The organism is Streptomyces sp. NPDC050287, from assembly GCF_044459385.1.
Lineage (GTDB): Bacteria > Actinomycetota > Actinomycetes > Streptomycetales > Streptomycetaceae > Streptomyces.
Genome location: NZ_JBITIY010000001.1, coordinates 393064 through 408888 on the forward strand (window position 1 = coordinate 393064; position 15825 = coordinate 408888).

Consider the following 15825-nt stretch of genomic DNA (forward strand, 5'->3'; position numbering starts at 1 on the left):
ACGAGCCAGGGAACGAGCCGGGAAATGAGCCGAGGAACAGGCCGGGGAACGAGCCGGGAAGCGAATCTGGACGAGCGCATCACCGGCGCCCTGGTCGGCGCGGCCGTCGGCGACGCCCTGGGCGGCCCGGTCGAGGGCTACTCCCCCGAGCAGATCGCCGAACGCCACGGCGACCGCGTCCAGGGCATCGTCGGCCCCTGGAACGGCGACGCCTGGCGCACCGCCCGCCCCCTCGCGCCGTACCACAAGGGCGACGGGCACGTCACCGACGACACCCTGATGACCCACGCACTCGTGCGGGTCTACGCACAGGTCCACGACCACCTCGACGCGTACGCGATCGCCGACCACCTGGTCCCCGACCTGATGACGACCCCGCGCTGGATCCCGGAGCTGGAGGCCGAGGCACTCCCCCTCCATCGGATCTTCCTCGCGGAGAAGTGGCTGGTGACCCGCCTCCACTACGGCCACATCGACCCCCGCGAGGCCGGCGTCGGCAACATCGTCAACTGCGGCGCCGCGATGTACATGGCCCCGGTCGGCCTGGTCAACGCGGCCAACCCCCAGGCCGCCTACACCGAGGCCCTCGACATCGCGGGCGCCCACCAGTCGTCGTACGGCCGCGAGGCGGCGGCGGTCTTCGCGGCGGCGGTGGCGGCGGCGACCGCACCCGCCGCGACCCCCGACTCCGTCGTGTCCGCCTGCCTCTCCCTGGCGAAGGACGGCACCCGTCAGGCGATCGAGAAGGTCTGCGAAACGGCGTCCCGGCACACGGACTTCGAGTCGGCTCTCATCCCTCTCCGAGAAGCGGTCGCCCCCTACGACACCGTGGGTCCCGACTACCGCGCCCCCTCCCTCGGCGCCCGCCGCCCGTCCCGCCTGCACTCGATCGAGGAACTCCCGGTCGCTCTGGGCATGGCGCTCGTCGCCGACGGCGACTACCGCCACACCGTCCTCGGCGCGGTGAACTACGGCCGCGACTGCGACTCCATCGCGACGATGGCGGGCGCGATCGCCGGCGCCCTCGGCTCCCCGGTACCGGACGACTGGTCGAAGCAGGTGTCCGAGGCGAGCCGCCTGGACCTGTGGGAACCGGCGACGACCCTCGCGGCCGTGGCCCGGGAGATCTTCGAACGGGACGTGGACCGCCGCCGCGCCCATGAAGCGGCGTTCACGGAGATCGCAGGCCCACGATGCTCCGACTGACCTGGGTCCAGCCGGAGGACCTGCTCGGCCACGAACTCCGTCAGGCACGGCAGGACGGCCGGGAGCCCCAGGCGATCGCGGCGAGATGGAAAGCGGCCGGCGGCTCACCGGCCCCCCTGCGAGCGGGCGCATCACCGCAGCCGCCGTCGAGATACCTGCGCCGGCTCGCAGAGGACCTGCTGGACGAACTGGCGGACCTGCCGGGCAAGTTCACGGACAGCGAGCCCACGGACCTCGCGAAGATCAAGGCCAACTGTCCCGCTTGGCCCACTCCGGCCGCGGGCCATCGTGCCGAGGGGACGATGCGGGTCCCCCCGGTCGAGCGGAGCCGGGAACGGGAGGGCCCGGGCGCAGGCGCAGGCGGCGCCCCGTCGGCGCCGGGCTCCGCGACCCGCCCCCGGCCCGCCCCCACTCAGGCCCGTCTGGAAGCGGCCTGGCTGGGCCGAGCCGCAGGCTGCCTCCTGGGCAAACCCGTGGAGAAACTCCCCCTCACCGCCATCCGCCACCTGGCCGAAGCCACCGGCAACTGGCCCCTGAACACGTACTTCACAGCCCGAGGAGTCCCCGACGACCTCCTTGAGGCCCACCCCTGGAACCGTCGCTCGGCGACCACCTCCCTCGCCGAGAACATCGACGGCATGCCCGAGGACGACGACCTCAACTACCCCCTCCTCAACCTCCTCCTGCTCCAACGCCACGGCAAGAACTTCACCACCACGGACGTGGCGACCCTCTGGCTCGAGGAACTCCCCGCCGGCCGCACCTTCACCGCCGAACGCATCGCCTACCGCAACCTCCTCACCGGCCTGGAACCCCCGCACACGGCCCGCCACCGCAACCCCTTCCGCGAATGGATCGGCGCCCTGATCCGCGCCGACGTCCACGGCTGGACCAACCCCGGCGACCCGGCCGCCGCAGCCGAACAGGCCCACCGCGACGCCACCCTCACCCACACCGCCAACGGCGTCTACGCGGCCATGTTCACCGCGGCCACCATCGCCACCATCGCCACCGCCGACCACCCCACCGACATCCACATCGCGCTCCGCACCGGCCTCACCGTCGTCCCCCCGGCCTCCCGGCTCGCCCAGGCCATCCGTCACGCCCTCCAACTGGCCCGAACCCACGACAACTTCGACACGGTCGTCGACGAACTCCACGCCACCCACGGCCACACGCACCACTGGGTCCACGCCATCCCCAACACCGCCCTGATCGCCGCCGCCCTCAGCCACGCGAACGGCGACTTCACCGGCTCCATCTGCCGTGCCGTGTCCGGTGGTTGGGACACCGACTCCAACGGCGCCACGGCCGGCAGCATCGCCGCCCTCCTCGCCGGCTCACCGTCCGCCCTCCCCGACCGCTGGACGGCCCCGCTGAAGAACCGCCTGGCCACCACCATCGGCGACTTCGACGGCACCGGCTTCGACACCCTCGCCCGCCTCACGCACGACCTCGCCCACCTGGAGGCCCCCCTCCCATGACCCACCTGGACCGGAAGTTCCCCGCCCCGCTCACCGGCCTGCGCGTCCTCGACCTCGCCACCCTCTTCGCCGGCCCCCTCGCCGCCACCCTGCTCGGCGACTTCGGCGCGGAGGTCATCAAGGTCGAGCACCCGACGCGACCCGACCCGTCCCGAGGCCACGGCCCGTCGAAGAACGGCGTGGGCCTGTGGTGGAAGGTGCTGGGCCGCAACAAGCGCACGATCACACTGGACCTCTCCACCCCCGGCGGCCGCGACACCCTCCTCCGCCTGGCGGCCACCGCGGACGTCGTCGTCGAGAACTTCCGCCCCGGCACCCTGGAGAAGTGGGACCTCGGCTGGGAGGAACTGTCGGCCGCCAACCCCCGTCTCGTCCTCACCCGCGTCACCGGCTTCGGCCAGTTCGGGCCCTCCGCCCACCGTCCCGGCTTCGGCACGCTCGCCGAGGCGATGAGCGGCTTCGCCGCGATCACCGGCGAACCGGACGGGCCCCCGACGCTCCCGCCCTTCGGCCTCGCCGACTCCATCGCGGGCCTGGCGACGGCGTACGCGGTGATGACGGCCCTCGCCGCCCGCGACCGCACCGGCACGGGCCAGGTCGTCGACATGGCGCTCATCGAGCCGATCCTGACGGTCCTCGGCCCCCAGCCGACCTGGTACGACCAGCTCGGCTACGTGCAGGAACGCACCGGCAACCGTTCCGCCAACAACGCCCCGCGCAACACGTACCGCACGGCGGACGGCACCTGGGTCGCCGTCTCCACCTCCGCCCAGTCGATCGCCGAACGCGTGATGCACCTGGTCGGCCGCCCGGAACTGGTCGACGAACCGTGGTTCGCGACGGGCGCAGGCCGGGCCGCCCACGCCGACGTCCTCGACGAGGCGGTCGGCACCTGGATCGCCGCCCGCACCCGCACCGACGTCCTCGCGGCCTTCGAGAAGGCGGAAGCGGCCATCGCCCCGATCCAGGACGTACGGGAGGTGATGGCCGACCCGCAGTACCAGGCGCTGAACACGGTCACCACGCTCGACGACCCGGAGCTGGGCCCCCTGCGCATGCAGAACGTGCTCTTCCGCCTCTCCTCCACCCCCGGCGAGATCCGCTGGGCGGGCCGCCCGCACGGTGCGGACACGGAGGAGGTCCTCACCGAACTGGGCGTGACCGCGGCCGAACTGACCGCCCTGCGCAAGGCGGGCGCGGTATGACGCAGACCCCTCTGACCTGGCTGTACGCCCCCGGTGACCGCCCGCGCATCGTCACCAAGGCCCTCGCCGCCGGCGCCGACGTCGTGATCGTCGACCTGGAGGACGCCGTCGCCCCCGACCGCAAGGACTACGCCCGCGCGGCCACCGCCGACCTCCTCGCCGCGCCGCAGCCGGTCCCGGTCCATGTCCGTGTGAACGCCATCGGCAGCCCGGCCGCCGACGCGGACCTGAAGGCGGTGGCCGCGCTCCCGGGCGTCCGCGGCCTGCGCCTGCCCAAGGTGACCTCCCCCGAGCAGATCGTCCGCATCGCCGAGAACATCGTCCGGAACAGGGCCGAGACGATCGATCAGAGCATCCCGGAGGCCACGGACCCCGCCGACGGGACCGCGCCCCCGCTGTACGCCCTCCTGGAGACGGCCCTCGGCATCGAACGCGCCCACGCCGTGGCCCGCGCGCACAGCGCCCTGCGCGGCATCGCCCTCGGAGAGGCGGACCTCCGCGCCGACCTGGGCGTACGTGACGACGCGGGCCTCGACTGGTGCCGCTGTCGGGTCATCGTCGCCGCCCGGGCGGCGGGCCTTCCCCCACCGCCCCAGTCCGTCCACCCCGACACCCGTGACCTGAAGGGCCTCGCCGCATCCTGCGCCCACGGCCGCGCGCTGGGCTTCCTCGGCCGGGCCGCCATCCACCCCCGCCAACTCCCGATCATCGAGCGGGCCTACCTTCCCACGGAGCGGGAGATCGAGGAGGCGGAGACGATCATCAAAGCGGCCACGACAGAAAGGGGAGCTCAGGCGCTCCCGGACGGCACCTTCATCGACGCGGCGGTGGTGGCAACGGCCCACCGCACCCTGGCCCTTGCCCGCCGGAACTAAGGCCCCTTTGTCAGGCCCGTTCGTCCCGCCTCCACGCAACGAGGGCGCCCGGAGATCCCGTGGCGCCCTCATCGTCGTACGACCCGACGTCAGCTCTTCTTCGCAGACCCGGCCTCGTCCTTCACGTCGTCCCTCACCGTGTCGTCCTTCGCCACGTCGTCCTTCGCATCCGCGTCGGCCTCCGCGTCGGTCTTCGACTCGGTGTCACTCGGACCGTCGGCCTCATCCGAATCCTTGGCCTTGTCGGAGCCGTCGGCCTCATCCGACTCCTCGGTCTCACCGTCCACGACACCCGGCTCGACCACGGTCTCCCGCCCCGGCCGCTTCTTCGCCGACACCACCATGTACACGACCGCGAGCAGGAACACGACCAGCGCGGTCCAGTTGTTCAGCCGCAGGCCCAGGAGGTGGTGGGCGTCGTCGATGCGCATGTACTCGATCCAGAACCGGCCCACGCAGTACGACGCCACGTACAGCGCGAACGCCCGCCCGTGTCCGAGCGTGAAGCGGCGGTCCGCCCAGATCACCAGGGCCGCGACGCCGAGGCACCACAGCGACTCGTACAGGAACGTCGGGTGGTAGGTGCCCGGCACCCGGCCGTCCGTCGACGAGGTGATCTTCAGCGCCCAGGGGAGATCGGTGGCCTTGCCGTACAGCTCCTGGTTGAACCAGTTGCCCCAGCGGCCGATCGCCTGCGCGACGGCGATACCGGGGGCGAGGGCGTCGGCCCAGGCCGGCAGCGGGATGCCCCGGCGCCGACAGCCGATCCACGCGCCCACCGCGCCGAGCGCGATCGCGCCCCAGATACCGAGGCCGCCCTCCCAGATCTTGAAGGAGTCCACCCAGTCACGGCCCTCGCTGAAGTACAGCTCGTAGTCCGTGATCACGTGGTAGAGCCGGCCGCCGACCAGACCGAACGGCACGGCCCAGACCGCGATGTCGGCCACCGTGCCGGCCCGCCCGCCCCGGGCGAGCCAGCGCTTGTTGCCGAGCCAGACGGCTACGAAGACGCCGATGATGATGCAGAACGCGTAGCCGCGCAGCGGAATGGGGCCGAGGTGCAGCACCCCGCGCGACGGGCTGGGAATGAAGGCAAGTTCCATGGCAGGGTCGACGCTACCCTGCCGGGCCACGCGCACGGCAGGCAGCCCGGCAACGGGTCCATAACAGGCAGGTGTGAAACCCTCCGTACACTTACCCGCTGTCGGCCGTCCCCTGCCGCCACCTCTTGTCGGCTGCTCGTTGCCGGCTACCCCTGGTCCGCCTGCTGGACCAGCTGTTTCAGCTTCGCCGGGGTCATCGTCCGGTCCTGGTAGATGTTCTTGCCGTTGAGGAGCACGGTCGGCGTACCGCTGAAGCCGCCCTTGCGGAAGGCGGCCGCGGACTTGTCGACCCAGCTGTCGTGCGTGCCCTTCTCGACACACGTCCGGAACGCGGGTGTGTCGAGGCCCTTGACCTTGCCCGCCAGCTCGATCAGCTTGCTGTTCTCGGCGTAGGCGTCGTCGCTCTCGACGGGCTGGTTCTCGTAGAGCACGTCGTGGTAGGCGGTGAACTTGCCGGCGTCCTGGGCGCAGGCGGCGGCGTTGGCCGCGTTGCGGGAGCCGGTGCCGCGCAGGTTGCCGTCGATGATCGTGGCCAGGTGGTAGTCCACCTTCAGTGCCCCGGAGCCCGTCAGCTGGTGGACCACCGGCCGGTAGGCCGTCTCGAAGGCCTTGCAGGCCGGGCAGCGGAAGTCCTCCCAGACCGTGAGCGTCGACTTGGCGCTCTCTTTGCCGACCGGGATGGCGAGGCCGTCCTTGCCCTGCGCCCCCGAGGGCACCACCAGCGGGCCCGCGGACTTGCTGCCGTCGTCCTTGCCCGCGTTCGCCGCGACGACACCGATCACCGCCGCGAGCCCCAGGACGCAGACCACGCTCGCGCCCACGATCAGCACCCGGCGCCGCTTGTCCGCCGACCTCTGCTTCTCGCGCTCTTCCGCCAGCCGCTCCCGGGCGGTGCGCTTTCCGTCTCGATTCTTCTCGCTCACATCCCGCAGAACGAACCGGGGAGGCGCACCGCGCCTCCCCGGTCCCAGGTCCACCCCTTCGAGTGACCTGTGTGAAATTGTCCCGCCTTGTTACGCCTGTCCTCGCACGCCCTTCGCGAGTTCACCGGCGAGGGCGCGGACCGCCTCGACACCGGCCGCGTCGTCCGGCGCGTCCAGCATCCGCTTGACGAAGGCGGAGCCGACGATCACGCCGTCGGCGAAGCCGGCCACCTCGGCGGCCTGCCGGGCGTCGGAGACACCGAGCCCGACACAGACCGCCAGGTCGGTTCCGGTGGCCCGGGTGCGCTCGACCAGGTCCTGCGCCTGCGCGCCGACCGACTCGCGGGTGCCGGTGACGCCCATCAGCGAGGCGGCGTAGACGAAGCCGCTGCCCGCCGCGGTGATCTCGGCGAGCCGCGCGTCCTTGCTGCTGGGCGCCACGACGAACACGGTCGCGAGGCCGTGCTTCTCCGCGTGCTCCCTCCACAGCGCCGACTCCTGCACCGGCAGGTCGGGCAGGATGCAGCCCGCCCCGCCCGCTTCCGCCAGCTCGGCGGTGAAGCGCTCGACGCCGTAGCGGTCGATCGGGTTCCAGTACGTCATCACGAGCACCGGCTTCCCGGTCGCCGCGTGGGCCTCGCGGACCGTGCGCATGACGTCGGCGATCCTGACGCCGCCGCGCAGGGCGATGTCGTCGGCGGTCTGGATGACCGGGCCGTCGAGGACGGGGTCGCTGTGCGGCAGACCGACCTCGACGATGTCGGCGCCGCCGTCGAAGACGGCCTTGATCGCCTCGATGCCGCCGTCCACGGTCGGGAACCCGGCCGGGAGGTAGGCGATGAGGGCGGCACGCCCTTCCGCCCCGGCGGCGGCGAGGGTGTCGGTCAGCAGTCGGATGTTGCCGCTCACTTGGCGTCCCCCTCGATCTCGGCGGTGTCGGTGTCCGCGTCGGCCGCGACCTCGGCGTCGGTGTCGTAGAGCCCGAAGTAGCGGGCGGCCGTGTCCATGTCCTTGTCGCCGCGACCGGACAGGTTGATCACGATCAGCCCGTCCTTGCCGAGCTCCTTGCCGACCTCCAGGGCGCCGGCCAGCGCGTGTGCGCTCTCGATGGCCGGGATGATGCCCTCGGTGCGCGACAGCAGGCGCAGGGCCTGCATGGCCGCGTCGTCGGTGACCGCGCGGTACTCGCCGCGTCCGCTGTCCTTGAGGTAGGAGTGCTCAGGACCGATGCCCGGGTAGTCCAGACCGGCCGAGATGGAGTACGGCTCGGTGATCTGGCCCTCCTCGTCCTGAAGGACGTAGGAGCGCGAGCCGTGCAGGATGCCGGGCTCGCCCGCGGTGAGGGTGGCCGCGTGCTCTCCGGTCTCGACGCCGTGCCCGGCGGGCTCGCAGCCGATGAGGCGGACGTCCGCGTCGGGGATGAAGGCGTGGAAGAGGCCGATGGCGTTGGAGCCGCCGCCGACGCAGGCGATGGCCGCGTCGGGGAGGCGTCCGGCGCGCTCCAGGATCTGGCGGCGGGCCTCGACGCCGATCACCCGGTGGAAGTCGCGGACCATCGCCGGGAAGGGGTGCGGCCCGGCGACGGTCCCGAACAGGTAGTGGGTGTGGTCGACGTTGGCGACCCAGTCGCGGAACGCCTCGTTGATGGCGTCCTTCAGCGTGCGGCTGCCGGACTTCACGGCGATGACCTCGGCACCGAGCATGCGCATCCGGGCCACGTTCAGGGCCTGGCGCTGGGTGTCGATCTCGCCCATGTAGATGGTGCACTCGAGGCCGAACAGCGCACAGGCGGTGGCGGTGGCGACCCCGTGCTGGCCGGCGCCGGTCTCGGCGATCACGCGCGTCTTGCCCATGCGCCTGGTCAGCAGTGCCTGGCCGAGAACATTGTTGATCTTGTGCGAGCCGGTGTGGTTGAGGTCCTCGCGCTTGAGGAACACCCGTGCGCCACCGGCGTGTTCGGCGAACCGGGGCACCTCGGTGAGGGAGCTGGGCCGGCCGGTGTAGTGGACGAGCAGGTCGTCGAGCTCGCGGGCGAACTCGGGGTCGTGCTTGGCCTTGTCGTACTCGACGGCGACCTCGTCCACGGCGGCGACGAGGGCCTCCGGGATGAACTTGCCGCCGAACGCGCCGAAGTAGCCTTCGGCGCTGGGGACGTGACCCTCCGGGTCGGGGATGAAGAACTGGCTGGGCATGCTTGAACCTCACGGTGAGTGTTGGAAAAGACACCAATCGCCGTGGGGGCGGGGCTTTGTCAGTCGGCTGCGGGCCGACTGTGGTTGATCGCGCAGTTCCCCGCGCCCCTGAAGGGGCGCTGCCATCGCCGTCCGTTCACCTGGCCGGGCTCGTCTCCGATGACGTATCTCACCCGGCGTCCGTGCACCCGCCTTGCGGGCGCGCGGCAGCCACGGGGGCGGCAGCCGCGCGCGAGGCGGGCGTGCCGGTCCGTGGTTGTCGGGGTGATCGCAGGCGTCATCAGGGCCAAGCCTAGCGGGTGATCAGCCGCGCCCGTGCCGCAGCGCCGGGTGTTCGCCCGCCGCGACCAGGTCGGAGACCGCGGTCTTCGGGTCCTTGCCGGTGACCAGGGACTCGCCGACCAGGACCGCGTCGGCGCCGGCGTTGGCGTAGGCGATGAGGTCGTGCGGGCCGCGGACCCCGGACTCGGCGATCTTGACGAGGTGGGCGGGGATCTCGGGGGCGATGCGCTCGAAGGTGCCGCGGTCGACTTCGAGGGTCTTCAGGTTGCGCGCGTTGACGCCGATGACCTTCGCGCCGGCGTCCACCGCGCGCTCGACCTCGTCCTCGTCGTGCACCTCGACGAGCGGGGTCAGTCCGATGGACACCGCGCGCTCGATGAGGGACTCCAGGGCCGACTGTTCGAGGGCGGCGACGATCAGCAGCGCCAGGTCGGCGCCGTAGGCCCGGGCCTCCCAGAGCTGGTACGAGGTGACGATGAAGTCCTTGCGCAGGACGGGGATGTCCACCCGCGCGCGCACCGCCTCCAGGTCGGCCAGCGAGCCGCCGAAGCGGCGCTGTTCGGTGAGGACGGAGATGACGGCGGCGCCGCCCGCCTCGTAGTCCGCGGCCAGGCCGGCCGGGTCGGCGATCGCGGCCAGCGCGCCCTTGGACGGGCTGGAGCGCTTGACCTCGCAGATCACCTTGACGCCGTCGCCGCGCAGGGCGGCCAGGCCGTCCTTGGCGGCGGGTGCCTTCGCAGCGCGCTCCTTGAGCTCGTCGAGGCTCACGCGCGCCTGCCGCTCCGCGAGGTCGGCACGGACTCCGTCGATGATCTCGTCGAGCACACTCACGCGAGCGGCCCCCTTCCAGACGGTTGACTGTTCAGCGGTTCGGCTTCCGTCCCCGGTCCGCCCCACCGGGCGGGAGCGAGGAGAAAACCGATGGTCACTGCGATGGTATCCGGAGGAGGGCGTAGGCCTCGCATCCGGTTGACGCCGGTCCCACTACCTGGACCTCCGCCGGTTGATCAAGGGTGGAGCCAGCCACCGAACGGTAGGTTCCGGACAACCGTGAAGACCAGCAGCAACGCGACCAGCGTGCGCACCAGCGAAGGGGCGGGATCGATCCGCCACGGACGTCCACGCACCGCGTTCACCACCCAGACGGTCCACACCACGGCGAAGCCCAGATAGCCGACGACGGCCGCGGCGTTGGCGTGCAAGGCGGTGAGAAGGTCCCCGTGGATGAAGGCGTGCGCGCTGCGCAGGCCGCCGCAACCGGGGCAGTACAGGCCGGTGTAGCGCAGCAGCGGGCAGACGGGGTAGTGGCCGGGCTGGTTCGGGTCCACGACTCCCACGTACGCGAAGGCACCGGCGACCGCGGCGAGGATCCCGGCGGGTACGGCCAGCCGTCCCACGACCGTGGTGGGCGGCGTCATCCGCTGGCTGTCGGCGTTCACGTCACGCATTGTGCCCCGCGCGGCGCCCCCGCGCGCGAGGGGCGGCCCCGGGCATACGCGCCGGGCCGCCCCTCCACGAGTTCGTCCGCGTGTCAGCTCTCGGCGTTCACCGGTTCGCGCTTGTCCGTGGTGTGGTGCACCGGGTGGGCGTTCTTCGGCATGCCCAGTCCCATGGCGCTCATGATCCAGCCGACCACGCCTCCGAGGACCACGATCGCCATGCCGGCCCAGAAGCCCACCGGCTGGGCCATCACCATGAAGGCACCCGCCACGCAGAAACCGATGAAGACGATGATGACACCGGTCCAGGCGGCCGGGGTGTGACCGTGGCTGCTGCCCGCCATGACTGCTCCTCGTTGCTGTGTGTTGCTGTGCACGTGTCGTACGTGTCCGAGCCGGACGCTCGTGGTCCATTGTCCCGTACGCGCGCCTGGGTGGTGCCCGGGGGTCGCCCTTCCGGACACCTCGGGGCCGGGCTATGCCCCGGTCGGATCCTCGCCCCGGTCGAGGGCCTTCCACAGCTCCTCGGGCCGGTCGGGGTCGGTGGCGGCCGTGCGGCGGGGGCGGGGGGTGCCCGAGCGTTCGTAGCGGCCGGACATCGCGGGCCACAGGCGGCCGTAGCGCAGGGCGAGCAGTCCGGCGAGGAGGATCAGCAGGCCGCCCGCGGCGGCGGCGTACGGCCACGCGGTGTGGGTCAGCGAGTCCACGGCGGCCGAGGTGTCGCCGGAGGTCTTCGCGGCCTTCTCGTCGAGCGCGGAGCTGTCGGAGGTGCCGAGCAGGGCCGCGGCGATCGTGCCGGCCCCGGAGAGCGCGAGCAGGGCGGCGACGGCGAGGCGGCCGGCCCGGCGCACGGCGAAGACGGCGACGAGCGCGGCGAGGCCCACTATGGCGAGGGCCGCGGGAACGCCGGTGACGTCACTGCCCTTCGCGGTCAGCGGGAAGGCGCCGCCGGCCACCGTCGCGGTGCCCTCCGCCCACTGCTGACGGGTGGCCAGCAGCACCACGGCCGCGCCCAGCGCACCGCACAGCAGGGCTATGGCGAGGCTTCGGCGGCCGGACCGGGCGGGTCCTGCGGCTTCGGAACGGGGGTGAGGAACAGCAGTCACGTACTCCACTATCGCCCGAACCCCGGGCCAGTGGTGACCCGGGGTTGGTATGAGAAGTGTCCTACTGTGCCGAAAGCGCCCTACTTGCCAAGACGGTTGGCCGTGTGGACCGCGCGCAGGACGGCTGCCGCCTTGTTGCGGCATTCCTGGTCCTCGGCGACCGGGTCCGAGTCGGCGACGATGCCGGCGCCCGCCTGGACGTACGCGGTGCCGCCGCGCAGCAGGGCCGTACGGATGGCGATGGCGGTGTCGGAGTCGCCGGCGAAGTCCAGATAGCCCACGCAGCCGCCGTAGAGACCGCGGCGGGAGGGCTCCAGTTCGTCGATGATCTGCATCGCGCGCGGCTTCGGCGCGCCGGAGAGGGTGCCGGCCGGGAAGCAGGCCGTCAGGACGTCGAAGGCGGTACGGCCCGCCGCGATCTTGCCGGTGACCGTCGAGACGATGTGCATGACGTGCGAGTACCGCTCGATGGACATGAAGTCGACGACCTCGACCGAGCCCGGCTCGCAGACCCGGCCCAGGTCGTTGCGGCCCAGGTCGACCAGCATCAGGTGCTCGGCGCGCTCCTTGGGGTCGGCGAGGAGTTCGTCGGCGAGGGCCTGGTCCTCCTGCGGGGTGGCCCCGCGGTGCCGGGTACCGGCGATGGGGTGGACCATGGCCTGCCCGTCCTCGACCTTGACCAGGGCCTCGGGGGACGAGCCCACGACGTCGAAGCCGTCGAAGCGGAACAGGTACATGTACGGGGACGGGTTGGTCGCCCGAAGCACCCGGTACACGTCCAACGCGCTTGCCGTGCACGGTGTTTCGAAGCGCTGGGAGGGGACGACCTGGAAGGCCTCGCCCGCGCGGATGCGCTCCTTGATGTCCTCGACGGCCTCCTGGAAGTCGGGGCCGCCCCACAGGGCCGTGTACGCGGGCAGTTCGGAGGGCGGGAGGGCGGCGGCGGGCTGGGCCACCGCGCGCGCGAGGTCGGCCTCCATGGCGTCGAGGCGGGCCGTCGCGTCGGCGTACGCCTCGTCGACGCCCGTGTCGAGGTCGTTGTGGTTGATCGCGTTGGCGATCAGCAGGACGGAGCCCTCCCAGTGGTCCATCACCGCGAGGTCACTGGTCAGGAGCATGGTCAGCTCGGGCAGCCCCAGGTCGTCGCGCTCGCCGGGGCCGATCTTCTCCAGGCGGCGCACGATGTCGTAGCCGAGGTAGCCGACCATGCCGCCGGTGAAGGGGGGCAGGCCCTCCTGGTGCGGGGTGTGCAGGGCCTCGATGGTGGCGCGCAGGGCGGCGAGGGGGTCGCCGTCGACCGGGACGCCGACGGGCGGGGCGCCGAGCCAGTGGGCCTGACCGTCGCGGGCCGTCAGCGTGGCCGCCGAGCGGACGCCGACGAAGGAGTAGCGGGACCACGAGCGGCCGTTCTCCGCGGACTCCAGCAGGAAGGTGCCGGGGCGCTCGGCGGCGAGCTTGCGGTAGAGCGCGACCGGGGTGTCGCCGTCGGCGAGGAGTTTGCGGGTGACGGGGATGACCCGGCGGTCGGTGGCCAGCTTGCGGAACGTCTCGAGGTCCATGGCGGCTGACCTTACTGATCCGAGGCGGCCGCGCCGGAATCGGCGCCGCCCTCGACGGCCTTGAGGACATCCACGTCGAAGCAGGTGCGGGCGCCGGTGTGACAGGCGGCGCCCACCTGGTCGACCTTGACCAGCACGGTGTCGGCGTCGCAGTCGAGGGCGACGGACTTGACCCACTGGAAGTGGCCCGAGGTGTCGCCCTTGACCCAGTACTCCCGGCGGCTGCGCGACCAGTAGGTGCAGCGGCCGGTGGTGAGGGTGCGGTGCAGCGCCTCGTCGTCCATCCAGCCGAGCATCAGCACCTCACCGGTGTCGTACTGCTGGGCGATGGCGGGCAGGAGCCCGTCGGTGCTGCGCTTGAGGCGCGCGGCGATCTCGGAGTCCAGGTTGCTGGGCGCGGGCATGCTGGTCATGAGGGCCATTGTGCCGCGCGCCACTGACAGTCACCGGGGAGTGTCCACTGTGCGGACGTGCGCCCCGGCCGTAGGCTGGCTGCCATGTCGACTTTCGCCAAGCGTGAACGACTTCTCCTGGCCGATCTGTTGGAAGCCGAGGGTCCCGAGGCCCCGACCCTGTGCGAGGGCTGGACGACCCGTGACCTCGCCGCGCACGTGGTGGTGCGCGAACGCCGCCCGGACGCGGCCGGCGGCATACTGATCAAACAGCTCGCCTCCCGCCTGGACAAGGTGATGGAGGAGTTCGCGGCCAAGCCCTACGAGGAGCTGATCCAGCTGATCCGGACCGGCCCGCCGCGCTTCTCGCCCTTTTCCCTCAAGCAGATCGACGAGGCGTCGAACACCGTCGAGTTCTATATCCACACCGAGGACGTGCGCCGGTCCCGCCCCGACTGGACGCCCCGTGAGCTCGACCCGGTCTTCCAGGACGCCCTGTGGTCCCGGCTGGAGCGCACCGCCCGCCTCATGGGCCGCGGCGCCCCGACCGGCCTGGTGCTGCGCCGCCCGGACGGCCAGACGGCGGTCGCCCACCGCGGCACCCCGGTCGTGACGGTGACCGGCGAGCCCTCGGAGCTGCTGCTGTTCTCGTACGGCCGGCAGAGCGCGGCCCAGGTCGAGCTGGAGGGCGACAAGGAAGCGATCGCCCAGCTGCACGACACGAAGCAGCTCGGTATCTGACGACCCCGGCCCAGCCGGACCTGCCTCCGGCTCCCGCCGAGCCCGGCGGGTCAGCGGGGCAGTTCGGCGCGGCGCAGGTCCCTGGCGCCCAGGGCCACCGTTCCGCCGAGCCCGCAGACCAGCGCGCTGACGACGAAGACCGGGCCGGTGCCCCAGGCGCCGATGGCCGCGGCGGACAGCGGCATGCTGAGCGGGGCGAAGCCGAGGCTGACCAGACTCGCGACGGCGGTGACGCGGCCCAGGTAGGCGGGGTCCGACTGGGTCTGCAGCAGGGCGCCGCACAGGGCGCCGCTGAGCCCGGCCAGCAGTCCGACGAGCAGGGCCACCCCGACCGCCGCGGCGACGTTCGGGGCGTGTGCGAGCGCGCCGATCGCGGCGGAGCCAGCGATGCACGCGTACGCCGTGACGTGCCCGGCGTGCGGCACGCGGCCGCGCACGGTCAGCAGCAGGGAGGCGGCCCCCGCGCCGACGCCGAACCCGGCGAGCACCCAGCCCATCCCGGAGGCGCCCCAGCCGCGCTCGTCGGCGAGCAGGGCCAGACCCACGTTGAGCGGGCCGACGAAACCTAGGTCGCCGAGGGCGATGGCCAGCATCAGCGGGGCGAGGACACGGTGGTGGCGGATGTAGCGCAGGCCGGCCACCAGATCGCGCCAGGCCGTTCCCCCCGCGGTCGCCGCCTTGTCGTCGGCGGGCAGCTCCCGCATCCGTACGGAGACCAGCAGCGGCACCGAGACGGCGATCAGCAGTGCGGCGAGCCCGAAGGCGGCCGCCGCACCGCCCAGCGCCACGCCGAGCCCGCCGAGCGGGCCGCCGACGACGCTCGCGAAGCGGATGCCGAGCCCTCGCATGCCCTGCACGCGCGCGAGCTGGTCGCGGCTCGTCACGCGCGCGGGGAGGGCGCCCACGGCGGGCATGAACACGGCGTCGACGGTGCCGAAGACCACGGCGAGCACCGCCAGCGGCCACAGCCCTGGGCCGGTGGTGAACAGCAGGACGGCCACCGCGAGCACCGCGGCGCAGCGCACGGTGTCGCTGCCGATGACCACCCGGCGCGGCCCGAACCGGTCGGCGATCACTCCGCCGCCGAGCATCAGCAACGCGCGCGGTACGGCGCTCGCCGTCATCACCAGGCCCGCCTGCGCGGGCGTACCGGCCCTCACGGCGGCCCAGGACAGGGCGAGGTAGTAGACGTTGTCGCCGATCATCGAGGCGGTGTAGGCGGCGAGCCAGCGCAGGACGTTGCCGTCGCGGTGGGCGGGGTGCCCGGCGGTGTCCCGCTCGGATCGGACGGGCGCGGTGACGGTCACGGAGGCGGCCT

17 protein-coding genes are annotated in these 15825 nt (G+C 72.4%); 5 read left to right on the forward strand and 12 right to left on the reverse strand.

What is annotated here, in order from left to right; genetic code table 11:
• Nucleotides 1-24 precede the first annotated feature (24 nt).
• Genes ACIBK3_RS01755 through ACIBK3_RS01770 form a run of 4 tightly spaced genes read left to right on the forward strand, consistent with a single transcriptional unit; the run spans nt 25 to nt 4770 of the window.
• A complete protein-coding gene (locus ACIBK3_RS01755; RefSeq protein ID WP_399360785.1) occupies nt 25-1206 on the forward strand; it encodes an ADP-ribosylglycohydrolase family protein in 1182 nt (393 codons plus the stop codon).
• Nucleotides 1194-2690: an ADP-ribosylglycohydrolase family protein gene (locus ACIBK3_RS01760; protein WP_399360787.1), complete on the forward strand. Its 1497-nt coding sequence runs from the start codon at nt 1194-1196 to the stop codon at nt 2688-2690. The genes ACIBK3_RS01755 and ACIBK3_RS01760 overlap by 13 nt, the downstream gene beginning before the upstream one ends.
• Nucleotides 2687-3895 (forward strand): CaiB/BaiF CoA transferase family protein, encoded by a 1209-nt coding sequence (locus tag ACIBK3_RS01765; protein WP_399360789.1) that lies wholly within the window; start codon nt 2687-2689, stop codon nt 3893-3895. Before ACIBK3_RS01760 ends, ACIBK3_RS01765 begins: the two co-directional genes overlap by 4 nt.
• On the forward strand, nt 3892-4770 hold the full coding sequence (locus ACIBK3_RS01770) for an HpcH/HpaI aldolase/citrate lyase family protein (RefSeq protein WP_399360791.1): 879 nt from the start codon (nt 3892-3894) through the stop codon (nt 4768-4770). The genes ACIBK3_RS01765 and ACIBK3_RS01770 overlap by 4 nt, the downstream gene beginning before the upstream one ends.
• An 89-nt stretch (nt 4771-4859) precedes the next feature.
• Here the strand turns inward: ACIBK3_RS01770 and lgt are convergent, their stop codons facing one another.
• The 11 genes from lgt to hisI all read right to left on the reverse strand — a co-directional run bounded on the left by lgt (nt 4860) and on the right by hisI (nt 13787).
• The gene (lgt, locus tag ACIBK3_RS01775; RefSeq protein ID WP_399360793.1) at nt 4860-5873 is read right to left on the reverse strand and encodes a prolipoprotein diacylglyceryl transferase; all 1014 of its coding nucleotides are present in this window, start codon (nt 5871-5873) and stop codon (nt 4860-4862) included.
• Between the two features lie 146 nt (nt 5874-6019).
• Nucleotides 6020-6796, reverse strand: coding sequence for a DsbA family protein (locus ACIBK3_RS01780; protein WP_399360795.1), 777 nt, complete (start codon nt 6794-6796; stop codon nt 6020-6022).
• Between the two features lie 90 nt (nt 6797-6886).
• On the reverse strand, nt 6887-7705 hold the full coding sequence (gene trpA / locus ACIBK3_RS01785; protein ID WP_399360797.1) for a tryptophan synthase subunit alpha: 819 nt from the start codon (nt 7703-7705) through the stop codon (nt 6887-6889).
• Nucleotides 7702-8988 (reverse strand): tryptophan synthase subunit beta, encoded by a 1287-nt coding sequence (trpB, locus tag ACIBK3_RS01790; protein ID WP_399360799.1) that lies wholly within the window; start codon nt 8986-8988, stop codon nt 7702-7704. Before trpB ends, trpA begins: the two co-directional genes overlap by 4 nt.
• Before the next feature lie 59 nt (nt 8989-9047).
• On the reverse strand, nt 9048-9269 hold the full coding sequence (gene trpM, locus ACIBK3_RS01795) for a tryptophan biosynthesis modulator TrpM (protein WP_399360801.1): 222 nt from the start codon (nt 9267-9269) through the stop codon (nt 9048-9050).
• A gap of 22 nt (nt 9270-9291) precedes the next feature.
• The gene (trpC, locus tag ACIBK3_RS01800) at nt 9292-10101 is read right to left on the reverse strand and encodes an indole-3-glycerol phosphate synthase TrpC (RefSeq protein WP_399360803.1); all 810 of its coding nucleotides are present in this window, start codon (nt 10099-10101) and stop codon (nt 9292-9294) included.
• Between the two features lie 176 nt (nt 10102-10277).
• The gene (locus ACIBK3_RS01805; RefSeq protein WP_399360805.1) at nt 10278-10718 is read right to left on the reverse strand and encodes a DUF2752 domain-containing protein; all 441 of its coding nucleotides are present in this window, start codon (nt 10716-10718) and stop codon (nt 10278-10280) included.
• A gap of 83 nt (nt 10719-10801) precedes the next feature.
• Nucleotides 10802-11053: an HGxxPAAW family protein gene (locus ACIBK3_RS01810; protein WP_399360807.1), complete on the reverse strand. Its 252-nt coding sequence runs from the start codon at nt 11051-11053 to the stop codon at nt 10802-10804.
• 132 nt (nt 11054-11185) lie between these two features.
• A complete protein-coding gene (locus ACIBK3_RS01815) occupies nt 11186-11824 on the reverse strand; it encodes a TIGR02234 family membrane protein (RefSeq protein WP_399360809.1) in 639 nt (212 codons plus the stop codon).
• Between the two features lie 71 nt (nt 11825-11895).
• On the reverse strand, nt 11896-13374 hold the full coding sequence (locus ACIBK3_RS01820; protein ID WP_399360811.1) for an anthranilate synthase component I: 1479 nt from the start codon (nt 13372-13374) through the stop codon (nt 11896-11898).
• An 11-nt stretch (nt 13375-13385) separates the two neighbouring features.
• Nucleotides 13386-13787 (reverse strand): phosphoribosyl-AMP cyclohydrolase, encoded by a 402-nt coding sequence (gene hisI, locus ACIBK3_RS01825; protein WP_399360813.1) that lies wholly within the window; start codon nt 13785-13787, stop codon nt 13386-13388.
• 84 nt (nt 13788-13871) lie between these two features.
• On the opposite strand from hisI, the gene ACIBK3_RS01830 reads away from it, so the two are divergent.
• Nucleotides 13872-14507 (forward strand): TIGR03085 family metal-binding protein, encoded by a 636-nt coding sequence (locus ACIBK3_RS01830; protein WP_399360815.1) that lies wholly within the window; start codon nt 13872-13874, stop codon nt 14505-14507.
• Nucleotides 14508-14557: 50 nt separating this feature from the next.
• Here ACIBK3_RS01830 and ACIBK3_RS01835 read toward each other — a convergent pair whose 3' ends face one another.
• Complete coding sequence (locus ACIBK3_RS01835) at nt 14558-15814, reverse strand: MFS transporter (protein WP_399360817.1); 1257 nt, start codon at nt 15812-15814, stop codon at nt 14558-14560.
• Between the last annotated feature and the right edge of the window lie 11 nt (nt 15815-15825).

Bases quoted from the DNA above. Each gene is read 5' to 3' on its own strand.
- ACIBK3_RS01755 (WP_399360785.1), top strand. From the start codon at position 25: ATGAGCCGAGGAACAGGCCGGGGAACGAGCCGGGAAGCGAATCTGGAC.
- ACIBK3_RS01760 (WP_399360787.1), top strand. From the start codon at position 1,194: ATGCTCCGACTGACCTGGGTCCAGCCGGAGGACCTGCTCGGCCACGAA.
- ACIBK3_RS01765 (WP_399360789.1), top strand. From the start codon at position 2,687: ATGACCCACCTGGACCGGAAGTTCCCCGCCCCGCTCACCGGCCTGCGC.
- ACIBK3_RS01770 (WP_399360791.1), top strand. From the start codon at position 3,892: ATGACGCAGACCCCTCTGACCTGGCTGTACGCCCCCGGTGACCGCCCG.
- lgt (WP_399360793.1), bottom strand. From the start codon at position 5,873: ATGGAACTTGCCTTCATTCCCAGCCCGTCGCGCGGGGTGCTGCACCTC.
- trpB (WP_399360799.1), bottom strand. From the start codon at position 8,988: ATGCCCAGCCAGTTCTTCATCCCCGACCCGGAGGGTCACGTCCCCAGC.
- trpM (WP_399360801.1), bottom strand. From the start codon at position 9,269: ATGACGCCTGCGATCACCCCGACAACCACGGACCGGCACGCCCGCCTC.
- ACIBK3_RS01805 (WP_399360805.1), bottom strand. From the start codon at position 10,718: ATGCGTGACGTGAACGCCGACAGCCAGCGGATGACGCCGCCCACCACG.
- ACIBK3_RS01810 (WP_399360807.1), bottom strand. From the start codon at position 11,053: ATGGCGGGCAGCAGCCACGGTCACACCCCGGCCGCCTGGACCGGTGTC.
- ACIBK3_RS01820 (WP_399360811.1), bottom strand. From the start codon at position 13,374: ATGGACCTCGAGACGTTCCGCAAGCTGGCCACCGACCGCCGGGTCATC.
- hisI (WP_399360813.1), bottom strand. From the start codon at position 13,787: ATGACCAGCATGCCCGCGCCCAGCAACCTGGACTCCGAGATCGCCGCG.
- ACIBK3_RS01830 (WP_399360815.1), top strand. From the start codon at position 13,872: ATGTCGACTTTCGCCAAGCGTGAACGACTTCTCCTGGCCGATCTGTTG.